At 64.5% G+C, this 19,365-nt stretch carries 12 protein-coding genes and 3 pseudogenes; 11 read left to right on the top strand and 4 right to left on the bottom strand.

Annotated elements, in window-relative coordinates:
- Nucleotides 1–11 precede the first annotated feature (11 nt).
- The gene (locus tag ACTHNZ_RS21410) at nt 12–9,311 is read right to left on the bottom strand and encodes a DUF4347 domain-containing protein (protein WP_440544588.1); all 9,300 of its coding nucleotides are present in this window, start codon (nt 9,309–9,311) and stop codon (nt 12–14) included.
- Between the two features lie 422 nt (nt 9,312–9,733).
- Nucleotides 9,734–11,209, bottom strand: a complete 1,476-nt coding sequence (locus ACTHNZ_RS21405) for a PLP-dependent aminotransferase family protein (protein ID WP_440544587.1) — start codon at nt 11,207–11,209, stop codon at nt 9,734–9,736.
- A gap of 124 nt (nt 11,210–11,333) precedes the next feature.
- Here ACTHNZ_RS21405 and ACTHNZ_RS21400 point away from each other — a divergent pair, with 124 nt between their 5' ends.
- The 11 genes and pseudogenes from ACTHNZ_RS21400 (at nt 11,334) to ACTHNZ_RS21350 (ending at nt 17,920) form a co-directional block, all read left to right on the top strand.
- Nucleotides 11,334–12,527 (top strand): KamA family radical SAM protein, encoded by a 1,194-nt coding sequence (locus ACTHNZ_RS21400; RefSeq protein ID WP_440544586.1) that lies wholly within the window; start codon nt 11,334–11,336, stop codon nt 12,525–12,527.
- 5 nt (nt 12,528–12,532) lie between these two features.
- The gene (locus ACTHNZ_RS21395; protein ID WP_440544585.1) at nt 12,533–13,642 is read left to right on the top strand and encodes an aminotransferase class I/II-fold pyridoxal phosphate-dependent enzyme; all 1,110 of its coding nucleotides are present in this window, start codon (nt 12,533–12,535) and stop codon (nt 13,640–13,642) included.
- Complete coding sequence (locus ACTHNZ_RS21390; RefSeq protein WP_440544584.1) at nt 13,639–14,346, top strand: AzlC family ABC transporter permease; 708 nt, start codon at nt 13,639–13,641, stop codon at nt 14,344–14,346. The genes ACTHNZ_RS21395 and ACTHNZ_RS21390 overlap by 4 nt, the downstream gene beginning before the upstream one ends.
- Nucleotides 14,343–14,645, top strand: coding sequence for an AzlD family protein (locus ACTHNZ_RS21385; protein ID WP_440544583.1), 303 nt, complete (start codon nt 14,343–14,345; stop codon nt 14,643–14,645). The genes ACTHNZ_RS21390 and ACTHNZ_RS21385 overlap by 4 nt, the downstream gene beginning before the upstream one ends.
- 14 nt (nt 14,646–14,659) lie before the next feature.
- Nucleotides 14,660–15,616 carry a C-terminal binding protein gene (locus tag ACTHNZ_RS21380; protein ID WP_440544582.1) on the top strand — a complete coding sequence of 319 codons (957 nt, stop codon included), beginning with the start codon at nt 14,660–14,662 and terminating at the stop codon, nt 15,614–15,616.
- Complete coding sequence (locus ACTHNZ_RS21375; protein WP_440544581.1) at nt 15,591–16,331, top strand: class I SAM-dependent methyltransferase; 741 nt, start codon at nt 15,591–15,593, stop codon at nt 16,329–16,331. Before ACTHNZ_RS21380 ends, ACTHNZ_RS21375 begins: the two co-directional genes overlap by 26 nt.
- Before the next feature lie 123 nt (nt 16,332–16,454).
- Nucleotides 16,455–16,895 (top strand): hypothetical protein, encoded by a 441-nt coding sequence (locus ACTHNZ_RS21370; protein ID WP_440544580.1) that lies wholly within the window; start codon nt 16,455–16,457, stop codon nt 16,893–16,895.
- 221 nt (nt 16,896–17,116) lie between these two features.
- Nucleotides 17,117–17,392: a hypothetical protein gene (locus tag ACTHNZ_RS21365; protein ID WP_440544579.1), complete on the top strand. Its 276-nt coding sequence runs from the start codon at nt 17,117–17,119 to the stop codon at nt 17,390–17,392.
- 11 nt (nt 17,393–17,403) lie between these two features.
- Nucleotides 17,404–17,538 (top strand): annotated as a pseudogene (locus tag ACTHNZ_RS21360) (chromate resistance protein ChrB domain-containing protein); the annotation flags it as partial.
- Nucleotides 17,535–17,744: pseudogene (locus ACTHNZ_RS21355) on the top strand (chromate transporter); the annotation flags it as partial. The pseudogenes ACTHNZ_RS21360 and ACTHNZ_RS21355, both read left to right, overlap by 4 nt.
- Nucleotides 17,745–17,776: 32 nt before the next feature.
- On the top strand, nt 17,777–17,920 hold the full coding sequence (locus ACTHNZ_RS21350) for a hypothetical protein (RefSeq protein WP_440544578.1): 144 nt from the start codon (nt 17,777–17,779) through the stop codon (nt 17,918–17,920).
- Between the two features lie 18 nt (nt 17,921–17,938).
- On the opposite strand, the gene ACTHNZ_RS21345 is transcribed toward ACTHNZ_RS21350, so the two are convergent.
- Both ACTHNZ_RS21345 and ACTHNZ_RS21340 read right to left on the bottom strand, forming a co-directional pair.
- Nucleotides 17,939–18,916: a homoserine kinase gene (locus tag ACTHNZ_RS21345; protein WP_440544577.1), complete on the bottom strand. Its 978-nt coding sequence runs from the start codon at nt 18,914–18,916 to the stop codon at nt 17,939–17,941.
- Between the two features lie 11 nt (nt 18,917–18,927).
- Nucleotides 18,928–19,365: pseudogene (locus ACTHNZ_RS21340) on the bottom strand (threonine synthase); the annotation flags it as partial.

Genomic DNA, 19,365 nt, shown 5'->3' with positions numbered 1-19,365 from the left:
GATTAGCTCGACTAGCTCGTGGAGCTCGTGGACTTCGCACCTTGCACCGCAGCCGCGCCGACGACGGAATGCACCATGCGGCGCGCCTGCAGAATCTTCCCGATCGGACCGGCCTCGCGCAGCTGCGCGGAAAACGCCGCGCGTCCTGCATTCGCGCCGTGAGACTGCGGTGCTTGGGCGGGATGCCGCGGGCCGTCGGCACCGTGCCGCGCGCCGCCGTCATGAGCGGGCCGCGCCGGATGCGAATCGTGCGCGGCCGCGCGCGCGTGCTCGAGCATCCGATCGAGGTCCTTCGATTCGCGGCCGACCGTGATCTGGAATGTGGCCTGAGCCTGGTTGCCGAACTGGTCGTGCGCGACGATCTCGACTTCGACGGTGCCGTGCGAGCCGGCTGGCGGCGTCCCGGTGAACGTCAAATTGCGCGCATCGAACGAAAGCCACGCGGGCAGCGGCATGCCGCCCGGCATGCGCGCTTCGTACTGAAGCTCGGCGTTCGGATAGGTATCGCTGAAAAGATCCGACGGCACCGCGATGACGGCCTGCTGCTGCTCGACGATGAAGCGGCTCCCGACCGATCCCGTCAGCCACACCTGCGGAATGATCGGTTCGCTGTATAGATTGGGCCGATAGCCGCGCCCCTCGGCCGGCGGAACCGCGCCGTCGTCGGGGAATTGCTGCTCCGGTGGAGCAAATGGGTTATTCGGATCGACTTGATGGCCGAACTTGTTGTAATCGTTCGGCGCGTTGAAGTCGGGAATCTTGATCGGCTGATCGGAGAGCACGACTCGGTTGGTCGCCTGCACCTGCGCCGTCAGCGCGACGGTGGCCGCGCTGTATCGCGACGTGCCGCCGACCGCTCCGAGATCGACGCCGGCCGTATCGGCGACGGGCGCGGTGCCCGAGCTGTCGATGAGGCGAACCGCGAGCGCGCCCGGCTTGCCGCTGAACGTTCCCGACGGCAGGAAGCGCACGCTGTCCGTCGCCGCGAGCACGAGCGCGTTGCTGTCGCTTAAGCCGTTGGCCGCGATATTCGTCCAGGTCTTGCCGCCGTCGCTCGAATATTGCCACGTGCCCTGTTGCGCCGTGGCCCCGTCGCCGACGATCGCGATCCCCGCAAAGCCATTCGCCGTCGAGCCGGCGGGATTGGCCGCGCTGTGCTGCTGATCGGCGCTATCGTCGAAGCTGCCGCCGAAGAGCGTGGTGACCGATGTGCCGGGCGGGTTGCGATCGCTTTGATTGACGGCGCCGATCGTGGCCGTGCCGCTGGCGACAGGCGCGTCGTTGACAGGCGTGACGTCGATGCCAAGCGCCACCGTTCGCGCGCTGACAGCCGTCGTCCCGCCGTTGTGCGAGCCAGACACGTCGACGCTCGCGATGGCCAGGTTGCCCGCACCGAGTTGGGCGCCCGTCACCCCACTCGTCACCACCGTGTTCGACGAATCGACGAGGCGGGTCGTCAGTTGCCCCGGCACGCCGTTGTAATTCGCGGCCGGCACGAAGCGCAGCTCCGCGGACGAAGACAGCACGAGCGCGTTCGAATCGGACAGCCCGGTCGCGGCGACCGTGTGCCAGCTCGTGCCGTTGTCCGTCGAATACTGCCAGGTGCCCTGGCTCGGATCGGCGGCGTTGCCCGTGATGGCGATGCCCGCCAGCGTATTCGCCACGGAACCCGTCACATTGGTCACGCTCAGCTGTTGGTCGGCGCTATCGTCGAAGTGCGAGCCGAACAGCGCACTCACCGTTTGCGGCGCCGGGGCGGCCGTGTCCTCGGGGATCGTCGGCATCGACACGCTGCCCGATGCGATCGGCGCGTCGTTGACCGCTGCGACTTGCAGGGGAATCGTCTCCTGCGCCGACGAATACGCCGATGCAGCCGTATTGTTGCCCTGCCCGAACGTACCCGTGCTCGGCAATGCCGAAATCGTCCCGTTCGCCACGCCGTCGAACTGGTCCCACGCGCGGAACGTCAGCGCGTTGCTCACGGTCCCGTTCCAATTCGCCTGCGCCGGTTCGAAGTAAATGCGCGTGTTGCCGTCGCCGACGAGATGCAGCGCGTTGTTCGCCGAAATCGCCGCGAGACTTTGCCCGGCGAATTCGGTCCAATTCGCGCCGTTGTCCGTCGAGTACCACCACGTCCCTTCGCTCGTATCGGCCCCCGTGATCGCGACGCCGACCGAGCCCGGCACCTGGCCGTCGTGCGCATTCGCGCCATCGGTGTCGGTCGCGTTGCCGTTGCCCGTCAACTGCGAGACGAGCATGCCGACCTGCCCCGACGGTGCGCCGTTGTCTTCGATCGAAGTCGCCGTCGGCGACGGACCGTTCAGGACCGGCGAATCGTTGGCGGCCACGACGTCGAGCGTCGATACGGCCGCGGTCGTCGTCGCATGCGTGACGTCGTCCGTGACCGAAATCGTGACGTTGCGCGTCGTCGTGCTCGGCGTGTCGCTGTTGTCGTAGTAGCTGACCGCGCGCAGCGCGCTTTGCACCGTCGCCGCGGATAGGTTCGTGCCCGTCAGCGTCATCGTGCCGGTGGCCGAATCGAAGCTTGCCGTCACCCCGGCCGGCAGCGTCCCCGTCACCACGAGCACGTCCTCGCCCTGCCGATAGTTGCCGCTGATCTGCACCGTCGCGCCCGAGAACGTATCGGTGCTCGATACGGTAACGGTGGGATCGACGCCAACGGCGGCTGCCGTTGGCGAGGAATCGTTCGGTTCGGTGAACGTTGCCGACGACGAACCCGCGCCCGGCACTTCATTGACCGTGGCGAACACGGGCGAGCTCGTCAGGTTGCCGCCCGTGCCTTGCGCGCCAGTGACGTTATGGTCGTTCAGCGTCGCGCCGATCCGAATGCCGGTGCTGACCGTGCTCGTATCGGTGCTCGAGTACGCCAGATTGTCGAGCACCTCGCCCACCGTCGTCGACGTGGCGCCCGCGCCGAACGTGATCGAGAGCGTGCCGCCCGCCTGCGTATACGTGCCGACGGTCGTGCCGTTGTAGGTGACCGTGCTGCCGGCGAGCGCGAGCGGCCCGATAGCCGCGAAGACGTCGCTGCCGCTCGGCGCGGGCGTGCCGCCGTTGTATCGCTGCAGCGTCAAGGTCGTACCGCTGTAATCGCCGCCGAGCGAGTCGAGTTGCGTATCCGTGATGGACGCCCCAGGGCCCGAGAGACGGATCGGTGCACCACCCTCGACATACGAATCGGCATTACCGCCCCACCCCGTGATGGAGGGAGCCGTATCGGGCGCCTGATAGGAGAAGTTGACGTTCGCATGCGCGTCGCCGTTCGCCGTGAACGATGCCGATGCGGGACTGCCCGTGACGGCATTGCCATCGTTGTAGGCGAGCGTCTCGTTGGCAGGGAGCCCGCCGCTGCCCGCGCCGGGCAGCGAGATGACCACCGTGCCTTGGGGCAGCGCGCCGAACGTGTAGGTGCCATCGGCGGCCGTGGTCGTCGTTTCGGTGACGACGGTGCCGTCCCCTTCCGTGATCTTGGCCGTGACCGTGATCCCGCCGAGCCCCGTGTCGGCCGAGCCGCCCGAGGTCGCATACGTCGTCGGGTCGTTGCCGAGGTCCTGCCAAACGCGGCCCGACGCCGTGCCGAGTTGTGTCGTCGCCGTCACGCGGTATGAATCGGGGGCGCCGACGACGGAATCGAAATCGCGCGCACCCGTTGTCGAGCCGACGGCCCCGCCCGTCGAGCCGTTGAACGTCTGCTGCCCGGACAAGCTCTGCCAGAGCACGGCAGCCGTATCGTTCTGCACGGTCTGCCCCGGCGCGACTTGCACCGTGTAAGTGATCACCTCGCTACCGCCCGCGCCCAGCTGTCCGATCGCGTAGTTCAGATCGCTCGCCGTCGTCGCGGCTTGACCCGCGCCGCCGACACCCGCGCCCGTTGCGCTCACGAACGTCACGTTGCTTTCGTTCGTCGCGGCCGGATCGTCGATCGCGACGTTGTAGGCAGTCGATCCGCCCGTGTTCTTGACCGTGACTTGGTAGGTGACGGTACCCGTTGCGTTGTCGACGGCGGTGGCCGTCTTCGTGACGGATACGCTCGGTTCCTCGACCGACACGTTGACGTTGTTCGACGTCGCCCCGCCGACCGTCAGCGAGGCGGCCATCGCGGCCGCGCCCTGCACGTTGGCCGCGACGTTCGCGACGACCGCGTTGAACTCGACGATGACGTAGTTGCCGATCGGCGAGCCGTCGTTGTTGCTGAGCGTCGACAGATTGATGCTGACGTTGCCGCCGGCCGTCGACACGACGTTCGACGGCAATTGGCTCGTGGGCTTGAACGTGGCGACGTCGCCGGCCGTCGTCGTTCCGGTGGCCGGATCGACGTAATTGGCCCCGCCCGAATTGCCGTCCTGAAGCTGTGCGATGCCCGATAGCGTGCCGTCGCTCGAAGTCAAATCGCCGTTCGGGCTGACGAATGCGATCCTCGCACTGCCGTCGTTCAAGTATTCGAGCCCAGGCGGCAGCGTGAAGTCCAACGTCGTCGCGTTGGCGCCTTCCGGAACCTGCACGTAGGCGTGCAGCGTCACGATTTCGCCGACCGTCGCCGCCACCGAGGTTTGCGTATTCGTCTGCGACGGCGTGTGAACCGTGTCGGTATTGTTCGACTCGCCCGTGATCGACAACACCGGCGTGATTTGCGCGATCTTGACGGTCGTGCTCGCGTTGTCGGTGTACTTGTGCCCTTGCGCGGTGCCCGGCAGCGAGTAATAGGTACCCGACGTGCCGTCGTTCGGCGTGCTGACCGCGATCGACGAACCCGCGGCCTGATTGGGCGCCACGGTCGCCTGGAACGTGAAGGTGGCGCTCTGGCCTACCCCGAGCGACGTGAGGCCGACGGCCAGGCCGGACGTATCCGAAGTCGAACCGCCCGTGCCCCCGCTCTGGTAAGTCAACGAGCCCGGTACGTAGTTCAGGCCCGCAGGCAGGTTGATCAGGTCGGCCAAGTCCTGCGCGGGTGCATCGCCGTTATTCTTCAGCGTGACCGTATACGTCAGGTTTTCGTTGCTGTAGACCGTTCCGTTGTTCGCAATCGTCGACGACGTGTTCGTGTCCTTGACCGTAATGGTCTCGGTGACCTTCGGATCGACCTCGTGAATGGTCGCTGTCGCAGCGGGCGAGGTCTGCGTCGTATCGTAGTTGACGACGACGCTGTTCGTGCGTGCCGTGCCATCGACCGGCGTGTCGGTCGACGCAACCGTCGCCGTATAGGTGATCGTAACCGTGCCGTTCGCATCGACCTGACTGTTCGTGAGCGAGCTGCCGAGATCGAACGTAATGGTGCTGCCCGACACACTGGCCGTCACGGCGCCGGGGCCGCCCGGCGAGCTGACGCCGGTGCTGAACGTGACCGCGTTCATGCTGCCGAACGTCATCCCGGCCGGCAGCGTGTCGGTGAGCGTCACGTCGCCGGAGCCGTTGGCCGTCGTCCCTTGCGGCAGCGTCACCGTGATCGAATACGTGACGGTTTCGCCGAGCGTCACGTTGTTGCTCGCCGTGAGCGGGATATCGCCCGTGTCGCTTGCGGCCACGACCGTCTTCGTGACGGTAGGCGCCGAGAGGTTCACGATGGCCGTATCGGCAAGCGCCGCCGCGTTCTCGCCGATGGGCTGCGCCGATGCACCGGACCCCGACACGAAGCCGTTGCCGCCCGCCACGCCGCCGGCCACGCTCGCCCAATTGACGACGTTCGCGGCGAACGTGAGCGTGTCGCCCGTCTCCTGCGCCGTCGGCAGCTTGAGGTCGTAGACGACGTAGACGTTGTCGTGCGCGGCGATCGACGAGCTCAGTTTCACGCCGCCCGCGCCGAAGTACTGCGCCGCCGTCACGCCTGAGTCGATCTGCTGTCCCGACGCGTTGTAGATCGCGAAATTTTGCACGTCGCTCGTCGAAAAGCCCGACGGCAGCGTGCCTTGCACCGTGACGTCGTAGGCTGTCGATCCGCCTTGGTTCTCGACGGTCGAGACGACGCGCGCGAGGTCGCCGCCGTCGCCGCCCTTCACGTTCAAGTTGTCCGCAGTAAGCGGATCGCCCGTGCCCGTGAACGGATTCGTGCCCGCTGCCGTGCCCGCTTGCGCGAACGGGCTGCTGCCGCCGCCGCTCGGCGTGAGGTTCGTCTGAGACGTCCACGTCACGCTCGATGCATTCGACGCATCGGCCGAGTACGTACCCTTCGATGCGCCGCCGTCGCCTACGATCGAGACGATGCCCGTCTTCGTCGCCAGCTCCGGTTCCTGCAGCGGCACTTGCTTGATCGCCGCGGCTGCAAGCGTTTGGCCTTCTGCATTCGTGTACGTGCTCGAGCCTTGCGTCGTCAATTGCAGCGCGTTCGCGAATGGCTTGTTCGTGACGACGGCGCTGAAATAGACGACGACCTGCTGCCCTGCCCCGTTCGTCGGATCGTCGCGATTGCCGAAGTTGAACGAGATGCTGTTGGCCGTGCCGTTCGTCGACACGGTCGGCACGTTCTCTCCCGACAGCGGATTGACGAGCTTATAGGTGCCGGCCGTCGGAAATGCGTCGGCGCTGTCTTGAGAAAACGACGACGCGTTGCCGCCGTTGGCGAGCGGGTCCGTCGTCGAGAAGACCGGCAACGGCAGATAGGCGGTCAGATCGAGGTTGCCGTAGTCGCCCGACGTGAGCGTATAGGTCATTGCATAGGTGACCGTATCGCCCGGCTTGATGTCGGTCAGGTCCGCGGTCTGACCGTTGACCGCCACCACCTGCAGCACGAGTTGGCCCGGCGCCACTTCGTTCGTCACCGAAGAACCGTCCGTGACCGTCCCGTTCGTTCCGGTGATCGTCTGCGTGACGTCGTTGACGGTCACGACGGCCGCGCTCGTGCCCTGCGTCGTCACGGCATCGGCGATCGAATCCTTCTCGCGCACGCTGTCTGCGTTGTTCGCGTTCGTGTACTTGTCGAGCACCTTCGCCTTGAACGTGATCGTCCCTTGCGTCGCCGAGCCGCTGCCGTTCACGCTGCCACCTTGCAAGACGCCCGCGAACGCGGCGCCGCCGAGGTTCGCTTCGATGAGCTCGCCGACGCTGAACGTCATCGCGGTGGCGCCCGGGTTCGACGTCGAACCCGCATCGTCGCGCGCGTAGTTCCAGTTCGCGTTCGAGCCGCTTTCGGCAACCGACTGGCCGTTGACGGTGGATTCGACGTTGTTCGATGCGTCGCCGAACGAGAACGAGCGGGTGGTGCCGTCCGTCGTCAGCGATAGCGCGGGCGTCGCATAGCCGGCGTCGGTCGGCGCGAGCAGCGTCATGCCGTCTCCGAGCAAGTCGGCGACGTTGAGCTGGCTGAGCGAGTAGTAGTCCGAAACCTGGAAGTTGATCGAGTAGCCGACGACCTGTCCCGGCACGATGTTGCCGCTCGGCGCATCGTCCGTCACCTGGATCGCCAGCGATTTCGCGACGAACGATGTCGATTCGGTATTCGTCGAGCTGTCGCCCGAAACCGTCTGAATGCCGGCCGCGTGATCGAGCGATCCCGTCACGGCCGTCCATGAGCCCGTATAGTTGTAGATCGCCGTCGTGTCGATCGTGCGCGGCTGGCCGGCGCTGCCTAGCACCGAAGCGCCCGACGCATCGAATTGCGGCACGAACACGGGAATCTTGATGACGGTCGGCGTATTCGATGCATCCGTGGCAAGCGAGGTGAACGTCACCGTCACCGTGCCGCCCGCGCCGCTGACGCTGCCGGCCTTCGGATTGAACGTCGCCGTGCCGTGCACGCCGCCCGGCTCCGTGAACGAAATCGTGCCGCCCGTGTATTCGACCTGATCGGGCAGCGTGAACGTGAACGTCACGCTTTGCATCGGGTCCACCTGCGTCACGGGGGCCGGCTTCAGCGTGATCACGTAGTCGAACGGAAAGTCGGGGCCCGTCGCCGTTTCGCCTTCGTGCAGATCGGTGGTGGCGGAAACGTCGATCAGCGAAACCTGCGTCGATGCCGTGACGAGACCGTCGCTCGAGTTCGTCACGCTCGCGCTGCCCGTCGTGCCGCGGATCGACGGGTCCGTCGCCGGATTGTTGAGCGCATCGGCCCCATACTGGAAGCCGCCGATCGCCGCGATGTTCAGCGCTTGGCCACTATGCATGCTCGAGAGCTCGGTCGTGTTCGCGACCGAGAACGTCAGCTGGATTTGGGCAGCCGGCTCGCCGGGCGTGTAGCTGCCGAACGGCAACTGCAGCACGTACATCGTATCGCCCGCTTGATAGCCGCTCGGCGCGGCCACGAACAACGGGTTGCCGCTACTATCGAGCGCGAGCGGATGCAGCGCGCCGAGCGTGCCGACGTGGCCGGCAATGTTCGTCGACAGCGTCACTTGATCGACCGTCACGGCCGTGCCGAGATAAGTCGCGCTCGCCAACGAGACGTTTTCGGCGGAATCGCTCGGCACGTACAAATCGATGAACGGCCCATAGCCCGCGGCGTTCGAAGCGGTGTTCTGGAACTGCACCGTCTCGGTGAAGGTGCCGCCGAGCAAGACGTCATGGGGCACAGTGCCCGAGACGAAGGAGACGGTGGGAACCGGCGTATCGAGCAGGCCGTGGTAGGCGGCCATGGCCGAATCGCTGAACGGCGTGCCGACCGCGAGCACGCCCGTGGTGCGCTCGAGCGTCCAGTCGCCGCCGAGCGACGCGTCGCCCGTGGCGTCCGTTGAAGCACCGACCTGCGCGCCCGTCAGCGCATGAACGGTATCGACGAATTGCTGCCCGCTGGCTCCTTGGCCGACGTCGCATCCCCAAAACTCGATATCGGCATTCGACGCGAGGTGATCGCTCCACGAAGCCACCTGTTGCTTCGCGGCCGCAAGCGAGTCCGCCGTGATCGGCGCGTCGCCGAGCTCGATCTGCCCCGCCGAGCCATAGGTCAGGAACTGGATCGCCTTCAGGTTCGATCGTCCCTGCAACGCTTCGGTCACCTGGCTGATGCCGTCGCGGTTCGGATCGATGACGATGACCTGCACGTTCTTGTCGACGCTGGCCGCGAGCGTTTGCCAATTGGCGACGCGCGGATCGACGAAGAGGATTTCCGTCGCTTTCGGATTGGGAGCCAATGCGGGGACATCGGCGTTGGCGTGCGACGTGCTCGCATGCGGATCGTCGGTCGTCCCGTGCCGCACGGCACCGTCGCGCGTGTCGTGGTGCGGCGATGCATGCGCCTCGGTCGCGCTGTCGTGGTGCGGTTGCTGTTGATGTTGATGCTGCTCGGCCGCTGAATGTGTCGTGGTCGCCGCAACAGCCGCCACGCTACCGTCGAACAGATGGCGAGGCTCAAGAATCAATCTCATGGCATTCCCCCGGGTTTCCGCGACCGTAATTTATGTGTTCCGCCAAAGTCTTACAATATGGGCGGACCGCGTTTTTAAAAATTTAACAATCGTCCATATAGTGAGACGATCGAGGCGACGAATGATGTCGTGTGATCTCAGATGAGCCGCTGGATGGGGCGTCGATTGAGATGATGGGACGCCGCTGCAACCTTGCCGGCTCCGGCTGCGAGGCCCCGTGGCGTCAAATAGTAATACAAACAGTATTTCATTTCCAAGTGGGCCTAAAAATCATCCGCCTCGAATGGAACGGAAACGCCCCTGATCGTTTCGGTTCATAAACAGAATCCACGCCGGAAATCTTCGATCATCGGCGCGCAAACGTTTGCGCGCCCGTGCGCGCTGCGCGTTATGCGCACGCAGCGTATTCACCAAGCAGTTTTTCAGCGCGCGCGGCTGCCCGGCGTCGCACCGTGCTCGGGCTTTGAATCGGATATCGCTGCCGCGAACAGCGAAGCAGCCCGATCGACTTCGAGGTGCGCGACATTGATCCGCAGCCATGGACTCGGCCGTCCGTCGGCAGTGAACAGCTCGCCCGGTATCAGCAAGATACCCATCGCGCCGGCGCGCGCGAGGAACGCGCCGATGTCAGTGAGCGCGGGATGGCGAACCCAAAGGAACATGCCGCCTGAAGGCGCGTGATACATCGACCAGCCCCAGTCGCGAAACGCCGCTTGGGCTGCCGCCTGATGAACCTTCAACCGCTGCTGCAGTTCACGCAGGTGACTGTGATAAATGCCGTCCGCGAGAATCGCTCCGATGAAGCGTTCGCAAAAACTCGGTACCGATACGCTCGTCAGCAGTTTCATGGCCGCGAGCGTGGCTGTCAGGGCGGCCGGGGCGACGACGTAGCCGACTCTGAGATTGGCGGACAGCGTCTTCGAAAAGCTGCTGATGTAGACGACCTTGCGCAGGCCATCCATCGTGATCAACCGGCCATTGTTGCCGTCCGCGAAATCGCCGTAGACATCGTCTTCCACCAGCATGAAGTCGTGCCGATGCGCCAGTTGCAGGACCTGAAACGCGTTTTGTGGGCTCAGCGTCGAGCCTGTCGGGTTGTGATGGACGGAGTTGATGAAGAATGCCTTGACCTTGCGCGTCATCAGCACGGCCTCGAGCGCGCCGAGATTCGGGCCGTCGGGCTCCCTCGGAATGCCGATCACCACCGCACGCGCGAGTGCCAGCAGTTGAACGAGGCTGCTGTTGCAAGGATCGTCGATCAACACGACGTCGCCCGGCTCGATGAGTTGCCGGATGACGAGATCGAGCCCTTGCGTGGCCCCGAGCGTCGTCAGTACTTGGTCCGGATGCAGTGCGACGCCGAGCGTGAAATGCAGATGCTGCACGAGGCTCTCGCGCAGCGGCAGATATCCCATCGGATCGCCATATTCGACGAGCGAGCTGCGCGCGAAGCTCGCCGTTCGCCGGATCACTCGCGCGAGTGCGTCGGTGTCGCGCCAACTCGGCGGCAGCCAGCCGCTGCCGAGCTTCATGTTGGTCGCGTCCGCGTGAAACAGTTGGCGAAAGGCCGAAAACTGCTGCCCGTATTGCTCGGTGCCGGCCGAAGGCGCCCCGGCGAACGCTTGATGTGCGTGCGCGTGCGCGGGCCGCTGCGCCTCGACGAAAAATCCGCGGCCCTGGCGCGCGCTGATGAGGCCGGTGCGGGCAAGACGGTTGTAGGCGCTGACCGCGGTGTAGTAGCTCACCCCGTGCTCCGTGACCATGGCGCGGATCGACGGCAGCCGCTGGCCGGGCCTGAGCGCGCCGGAAACGATTGCATCGGTCAAAGCGCCGGCCACCTGCTCCACCGCCGTACCGGGGCGAGCATCATCGTAGAGTTTGCAAGGAAGCGTCGACATGTCGGTGTTAGCGCGAAGATCTCACAGTTCCGCATTTTGCCAGAATGGTGTTATTTGTGTTCCGGCATTATTTAAGTGATGCTCTCCACCGCGATTAACGCGTTTCGCATTGGAGAAAATGCTCATGCTTCCCACGCTGGACCACGTCGCTCGAATTCAATTCACCGAAAATATGCATTCCCGTCCCGATCCGACATCGGCCGAATGGCGAGATTGGAAATGGCAGCAACGAAATGCGATCACCAGTATCGCGGACATTCAGCGTTATTTTCCCGGCCTGGGTCAGGAGATGATCGCACGGATTCGCGCCGGCCTCGACGATCGCAAAATCACCGTCACGCCGTACACGGCGAGCCTGATCGAGACGGACGTTCACGGGTGCCCGCTGGAGCTTGACCCGATATGGCGTCAACTGATTCCCGATTGGCCCGCGGCACCCGCCGCGCAAGAGCTCGACTACGATGGAGAGTCGGAAAACTGGGAATTGCCCGATGAAATGGTCACGCCGATTTGCCAACATAAGTACGACAACCGGGTGATTCTGCGCCTTTCGAATGTCTGCCACGCCTATTGCCAGTTCTGTTACGAGGCGCTGCGAACGCTCGAAAAAGAATCGACGAAATCCGCGATGCGCAAGCAAGACTGGCAGGCAACGCTCGATTACATCGCACAAAACGCGGCCCTCGATGAAGTCATTTTGAGCGGCGGCGAGCCGCTGATGCATTCGGATACGCATCTGGATCATTACTTGAGCGATCTGCGCGCGCTGCGCCCCGACTTGATCATTCGCATCCATACTCGTGCGCTGACGTTCAATCCGTTCCGAGTGACGGACGCACTGCTCGAGGTCCTCGCGCGCCACGACGTGACGGCCATCGGCTTGCATGTCGCCCATCCGAACGAAATCACCGAGGAATTCGTCGCAGCCGCGAAACGGCTCGCCAAGGTCTGCCCGATCTTGTTCGCCAACATGCCGTTCCTGCAAGGCGTCAACGACGACTATGCGACGCTGGTCGCGCTGTGCTTGAAGCTGTATCGCAACGGGATTCAGCCGCATTACCTCTACCACTTCATGCCTTTCTCGCCCGGATCGCAGGCGTACCGGACCGAGATCAGCGCTGCGCTCGACATCGTGTCGAGAATGAAGCGGCGCATCTCCAACATCGCCGTGCCCGAATACGTGCTGCCCCACAAGACGGGAAAGTACACGGTTCCGCTGGACCTCGGCCGCGAGCCGCCCACGCTCGTTCGCGGCGCGGACGGCGAATCGCTGCGGTTCACCAACTGGCAGGGGCAAGCATGCGTGTTTCCGGAATGAGTGCGATGCAAAGCGCCATCCAAAGAGCGGCTGCCCATGTCGCCGCGTTGAGCCACCACAATCCGTTTCCCGGGATCTACGCACTCCAGCAGCGGATCGGCCGCCGAATCCAACAGCGCTTCGGCGGTAACGAGAGTCTCGATGCGCCGCTGTCGGCGCTTCGCTTCATCGACGCGAAGATCTTGCGCGAGCACGCGCGCCTCTATGGCGATCCCGCCTGCACCGAGTTGCGGGCAGCGCTGGCTGAAGCCGAAGGTTTCCATCCCTCCGATATCCGCGTCGACAGCGGCGCCGATGCGGTACTCGCCCTTTGCCTGCGCGCGTTGTGCGTGCCGGGCGACGCCGTGGTCTGCAGCGCGGGCACCTACCCCACGTTTTCCTACTTTGCGCGCGCGGCCGGATGCGAAGTGTTCGAACGCCCGTACCGGCACCACGCCGGCGCCATCCAAGCGGACCTCGATGCTTTGATCGAGTGCGCGATCCTGAGAAAGGCAAAGGTCGTTTATCTCGCCAACCCCGACAATCCGACGGGCACCTGGCATAGCGCGGAAGACATCGACACGCTCTGCTCGCACCTTCCGGAATACTGCACACTGCTGCTCGACGAGGCGTATCTCGACTTCTGCCCGCCGCTGCGACAAGACCGCGCTCGCGTGCGGCAGGGGTGCATCCGCATCCGGTCGCTCTCCAAAGCCTATGCGCTGGCAGGGCTGCGAGTGGGCTATGCGCTCGCCGATCAAGACATGCTGGCTCAGTTGGATAAGGTCAGGATTCACTATGCCGTGGGTGGCCTGGCACAGTACCTGGCACGGACCGTGGTGTCCGATCCGCGCGAGGCGGCCGATCTGCGGGCCGGCAACGCGCGCTGGCAAGAAGAGCTTGCGCGGCGTCTAGCCGCCCAGGGGCACCGGGTGCTGCCTTCCGGGACCAACTTCGTCAGCGTCTTGATGCCCGATGCGGGCGCGGCCCTTCAGGCACAACAACAGTTGCTCGCGCAAGGCATCGCGATTCATCGCCCCGAGCACCCGGCCTTCGCGAACCTGCTTCGTATCACAGCGTGTGAAGATGCGTTTCGGGACGAGTTGTTTTCGGCGCTGGGAGGGCAAATCCGATGACCTCTGAACTGCGCCTGCGCGATGCGTTTCACGATGCCTCGCCGATCATCGTCAGCGGCTTCGTGTTCGGTCTCGTCTTCGGGGTGCTGGCCAGCAATTCAGGATGGACCTCATGGTCCGCGACGCTCATGAGCGCGCTCGTATTCGCGGGCGCCTCGCAGTTCATCGCGGTCGAGCAATGGGCCAGCGGACACTCTAGCGTGCTGGCCGTCGTGCTCACCACGCTGCTCGTCAATCTGCGCCACGTCCTGATGTGCGTCTCGCTGCGCCGCCCGTTCCGGCAGGAGTCGCGGCTCAAGCTCATTCCAAGCTTTGCGCTGCTGCTGATCGACGAGACCTGGGCACTCGCCGAACATCGCTTCCGCACGAGCAAGCCGTCGCTCTCCTATTTCGTGCAGGCAGGACTGCTGATCTATTGCGGTTGGGTCGGAGGCACCTGGATCGGCACCCAAGTGGGCAGTCACATTCCGCACCCCACGGACTTCGGCCTCGATTTCACGTTCATCGCCATGTTTCTGTCTCTCATGGTGTTGCTGTGGCAGCAGCCGTCCGACTTCGTCACCTGGATCATGTCCGGCGTCATCGCCTATTTTGCGGCACGGCTTCCCGGTGTCGGCCAGGCATCGGTCGTGGTCGCGGCGATCTGCGCCAGCGCGACGGTCGCCGCCATGCCGCAGTGGTCCGGGAAGAAGGAGGCAACGTGACGCCGACCGATCTCGCCATCATCGCGGGCATGGCGCTCGCCACCTGGATGACCCGCATCAGCGGCCTGTTCGCCTCTTACGATGCATCGCACACGAGCGGCTTCGCCGAGCGGTTCATGAAGAACCTGCCGGCCGCGTTGCTGGCCGCCCTGATCGGCCCGAAGCTCGCGACGGGCAGCGCCGATGTCTGGGTGGCCGCCGCGATCACGATCGCCGTGGTATGGAAATTCCGAAATACGCTGGCCGGTGTCGCCGCCGGCACGTTGGCCTGCGCGCTCTTGCGCTGGTATCTGAGGTAAAGAGGCAATCCCACATGAAAATTGGCATCATCGATTCGAACCGGAACTGCTATGTCACCGATCCGGACATCGAACGGCGGATCATCGGCGAAACAGCGAACGTCACGCTATATCAGGCCGCATCGGCCGACGCGCTGCCGGACGACGTGCGCGATTGCGACGGGCTCATCAGTTGGCACCTCGTGCCGCTCGATGCGGCATTCATCGGCAGCCTGCGCCGGTGCAGGGGCATTGTCCGCGCCGCCGTGGGATTCGACAACATCGATCTCGAGGCGGCCCGGAGGCACGGGATTGCGGTGGCCAACGTTCCCGACTACGGCACCGATGAAGTGGCGGATCATGCGCTCGCAATGGCACTATCGCTACTGCGCCGGCTCGTCCGCGGCCACGAGGTGGTCGCGCGCGGCAGTTGGGATTGGCGTGAAGTGGGTTCGCTGCCGCGGCTACGCGAGCTGCACGTCGGCATCGTCGGTTGCGGGCGCATCGGGATGGCGGTCGCATTGCGATTCAAGGCCTTCGGTTGCCGCGTTAGTATCTTCGACCCGTACCTGCGAAGCGGAACGGAAAAATCGATCGGAGTGGAGCGCCTGGAAACGCTCGATCAACTGCTTTGCGCCGTTGACCTGATCAGCATCCACACGCCGCTGACCGACGAGACGCGCCACTTGATCGGCGCGCGGGAAATGCGCATGCTCGAGGGCAAGTATCTCGTCAATACTGCACGCGGCCCCATCGTCGACGGCGATGCGCTCTGCAGTGCACTCGCAAACGACGCGCTCAAGGGCGTCGCGCTCGATGTCTACGAGGACGAAACGAAACCGATCCCTCAAATCATGCAAGGGCGGCACGATGTCCTGCTCTCCCCGCACGTCGCGTTCTACTCCGAAGCGGCGCTGCCCGAACTGCGGGCGAAGGCCGCGCAGATCGCCTCCGAACTCGCGACGCATGGCTGGCATCGAAACGTCCTCTAGCGCCGGCGAAACGGCACTGCTGCAGGCCTACTACCGCGCGTGGTCGGCAAGATGGATCGACACGCGCTGCTTGCGCGAGGTGCTCGGCCGTGCATCCGACGTGCTTTGGATCGGCAGCTATTTCTCGCTGGCCGAACCGTGGGCTCATGCCTCGTCGTGGACGATCGCCGACCTCGATTCCGACATGCTCGCCTTGGGCCGCCGAGCGCTGCCCCATGCCGATGCGATACGAGCCGACGTCCGGCAGTTGCCTTTCGACGGCACGTTCGACGCGGTCATTGCGCTCGGCGCCGTCACGGCGTATCTGCTCGACGACGAATCGGTCGAACGTGCCGCCGTCTCGCTCGCGCGCTCCCTCGCTAACGCCGGCCATGCGCGCGTGCTGATCGATGCCTACGATGCCGCATCGATCCATTCGACGACCTATTTCTCCGGAGAAGATGCCTGGTCCTCGGAAAGCGAGCGATGGACGCGTCAGGCAACCGTCGAACCCATTGCTGGCCAGGACGACGGCGTGTTCATGGCCAGCTTGACGGTCTCGCGCGAAACAGCACAGCGCAAGCAGTCAGCCCATTTTCGTTTCATCCAGCGCGCGTTCTCGCGCGAGCGGCTGGCCCTGTCGATGACGAAGCACGGCCTGCGACTGCTGGGCAGCGAATCCGATCCGGCTCATGGGCGCTTGTATCAAGTGTATGCGCCGGCATCGTCGAGATGACGTTCCCACGACGCCGGATTTCGTTACATCTCTTACGGACTTCCGATCAACGAGCAACATCTTCCTTTCGGCCCTCTCGGTATACTGCGCGCGATCATTCCAACAAGAGGCAAGAGGCCTGAAATGCTGAAGAAAGACGTACGCACGACCCTATCCGCAACCTTGGTGGCGTTGGCCGCCTTCGCGTCGCTGCCGGCATTCGCCGGCGACTTGAACAATGCACTCGGCGGCGCGCTGGGTGGTGCGGCCGGCGCTGCCGTGGGCGGCGCCGTGGGCGGCAGCACCGGCTCCATCATCGGTGGTGCGGTGGGCGGCGGCGCCGGTGGCGCCATCACCTCGAACCGCCGCGAGCGTACCGGTGCGATCGTCGGCGGCGCCTTGGGCGGTGGCGCGGGCGCGGCCGCAGGCAACGCAATGGGCGGACGCGCGGGCGGCATCATCGGTGCCGCGGCGGGCGGCGGAGCGGGCTCGGCACTCGGCGGCCACATCTCGCGCGCGAACTCGTACGCCGCCGGCTATCACGGGCACCGCGGCCGGCATCACCGCCGCCACTATCGCGACTAACGAATACGTCGCCTCGCCAACGGCTGCGGATGACGAGCAGCCGTTGCGCCTTCCCTCGTCCTTCCCTCGCCCGCCTTCGGCGGACCTCGCACGACCCCTACATGCAAGCGCGCATTCGCCCGCGTATCCGCCGTTTCGTCGTTCTCCCTCTTCCCACGCCTTTCTCGTGCCCATAATCGGCATCTTGGGCAAACGAAACTGGCAACGGAGGAAACATCCGCGTGATCTATGAAAACGAATTGTCCGAGGGATGGGACTGGCCGGACGATACGCTCGACGTATCCGTGCCGGTTTCGATGATCCGGTATCCGACCGGCGAAATGGACATGGTGGTGCTCGACTTGACGGCCGAAGCAGAACACGAGCATCTTGCCGAGCGAAGAGTCCGCTTCAGCGCGCGAGCGGCTGCTCAGTTCCTCGATGCCATCGGCAGCCACGGCCAGCCCGGCTACATCCTGTTCGGAGACGAACGCCCTGTGAACGCCACGCTTCATTGAAGCGCCGATAGAAAGCCGTGATGGCGGGCACGCGCCAGCGTGTCGAGAACGACGATCGATTGCTCGAGCAGATGACTTCGGTCTTGGACGCGCTCCACGCGCATTTCACCGCAACCGCGAAAGAAGCTGCAGGGAGACGGTCTTGAGCACGGTTACCACGGCAGCACCCGCCTATTCCTTGGGCCAGCTCGTTCGATACATGCTGCGCCTCGGCGCATTCGGTTTCGGCGGGCCGGTTGCGCTGGCCGGCTACATGCGCCGCGACCTCGTCGAACGGCTGGGCTGGATCACCGAATCCGACTACAAGGAAGGCATCACGCTGGCACAACTGGCGCCCGGGCCGATGGCCGCAGTTCGGTGATCGTGATTGCGAAACGCTCGATCGTGGACGTACCGACGCTGCTCATCGGCCTCGTGACGATCGCCCTATTCTGGCGCTTCAAGAAGCTTCAGGAGCCCGTCATCGTCACTGCGGCCGCGCCCCTGGGTGTCGTCGTTTATCCGCTCGTTCATTCGCACGCGATTTGAGGGCTGTGGGCCGCACCATCAGGACGCTGACGCGCGGCGGTGATGGCAAAGCACACGATAGAAGCGCTCGGGATCATGGGTTTGAAGCAGCGCCGATTCCCGCGGAAAGTGCAAGTCCATCAGCCGCGATAGCCAGAATCTCAGGGCTGCGGCTCTGAGAACGGCAGGCAAGTAGTGCCGCTCTTGCGAGGTCAACGTGCCCATGCGCTCATAACCTTCGACGAACGCGGTAGTCATGGCCGGCCGCGGCGCCCCCGATTCATGATCGGTGCACCAGTCGTTCAGACACACGGCGAGGTCGTAGATCAGTACGTCGGTTCCTGCGAAGTAAAAGTCGAAAAATCCCGACAGCTTGTCTTCGCCGATCGTCCCAGCCGCCGCGTCGCCACCGATGAACAAAACGTTATCGCGAAACAGGTCGCCGTGGACAGGACCTCGCGGCAGCGTCCGGTACGCACCGTCGCCGGCTAGCGCCTGCTGGAACCGCAGTTCGTCCAGCAGCACCTCGCGTCTTTCGCCATCTAGAAATGGCAAAACTTGGTCAGCCGCCCGAAACCACCAATCGAAACCGCGCAAATTGATCTGCTCCAAATCAAAGTCGCGACCGGCGCCGTGCATGCGCGCCAGCATTTCGCCCACTTGACGGCAATGGTGCGGCCCAGGTTCGAGGCAATGCCGCCCCTCGAGCTTCGTTACGACACAAGCGGGCTTCCCGTTCAGTTCGAAGACGATCCCGCCGCCGTCGTCCGGCCTCGGCTCAGGCACGGGCACTCCCTTCAGGGCCAAGTGCCGCATGAGCCGCAGGTAGAACGACAATTCCTTTTCGTTGAGCCGCTCGAATAGGGTGAGCACGAATTCGCCGGCGTGCGTCGTCAAGAAATAGTTCGTGTTTTCGACTCCGCTTGGAATGCCCCGCAGCGAAATCAGCTTCCCGAGCTTCAGCGGCGCGACGAAAGCGGCGGCTTCTTGGTCCGAGACAGGAGTAAACACAGCCATGTCGAATTCGCTCAGCGGGGTGAGCCATCACAACGCCGGCCGACGTATGCCATCACCGCATCGGCCGACGGCGCGAGCACCTCACAGCGCCGGGGGCGTTGCTCCAGATCGGCCACTTGCGCCGGGCGCGGCGCGGCCTGGCCCGTTGCCTCGCGGATGATGCCTTCGAATTTCAGCGGCAGCGCGGTTTCCAGCACGATGGTGCGAATGCCCGGGCGCAAATGTTCACGCGCTACCTTGACGCCGTCGGCAGTGTGCGGGTCGATCAGCATGCGATGGTGTTGCCAGGCATCGGCGATGGTCCGCAGCCGGTCCGCGTGCGTGCTCTTGCCCGAGACGAAGCCATAGCCGGCGATGCGCGTTCGCTCTTGCTCCGTCAATTCGAACCGGCCGTGCGCTGAAAGCTCGGCGCCGAATAGCTGGGCGACGCGGCTTGCATCGCGGCCCAG

It is taken from the genome of Trinickia sp. (assembly GCF_051953955.1).
GTDB lineage: Bacteria > Pseudomonadota > Gammaproteobacteria > Burkholderiales > Burkholderiaceae > Trinickia.
The sequence above is the reverse complement of the archived record's forward strand: the minus strand, read 5'-3'. Positions and strand labels throughout refer to the sequence as shown.

What these genes read in the sequence shown, in the direction of transcription:
- ACTHNZ_RS21395 (WP_440544585.1), top strand. Translation starts at nt 12,533, where the DNA reads ATGCAAAGCGCCATCCAAAGAGCGGCTGCCCATGTCGCCGCGTTGAGC.
- ACTHNZ_RS21345 (WP_440544577.1), bottom strand. Translation starts at nt 18,916, where the DNA reads ATGGCTGTGTTTACTCCTGTCTCGGACCAAGAAGCCGCCGCTTTCGTC.
- ACTHNZ_RS21400 (WP_440544586.1), top strand. Translation starts at nt 11,334, where the DNA reads ATGCTTCCCACGCTGGACCACGTCGCTCGAATTCAATTCACCGAAAAT.
- ACTHNZ_RS21375 (WP_440544581.1), top strand. Translation starts at nt 15,591, where the DNA reads ATGGCTGGCATCGAAACGTCCTCTAGCGCCGGCGAAACGGCACTGCTG.
- ACTHNZ_RS21370 (WP_440544580.1), top strand. Translation starts at nt 16,455, where the DNA reads ATGCTGAAGAAAGACGTACGCACGACCCTATCCGCAACCTTGGTGGCG.
- ACTHNZ_RS21410 (WP_440544588.1), bottom strand. Translation starts at nt 9,311, where the DNA reads ATGAGATTGATTCTTGAGCCTCGCCATCTGTTCGACGGTAGCGTGGCG.
- ACTHNZ_RS21405 (WP_440544587.1), bottom strand. Translation starts at nt 11,209, where the DNA reads ATGTCGACGCTTCCTTGCAAACTCTACGATGATGCTCGCCCCGGTACG.
- ACTHNZ_RS21390 (WP_440544584.1), top strand. Translation starts at nt 13,639, where the DNA reads ATGACCTCTGAACTGCGCCTGCGCGATGCGTTTCACGATGCCTCGCCG.
- ACTHNZ_RS21380 (WP_440544582.1), top strand. Translation starts at nt 14,660, where the DNA reads ATGAAAATTGGCATCATCGATTCGAACCGGAACTGCTATGTCACCGAT.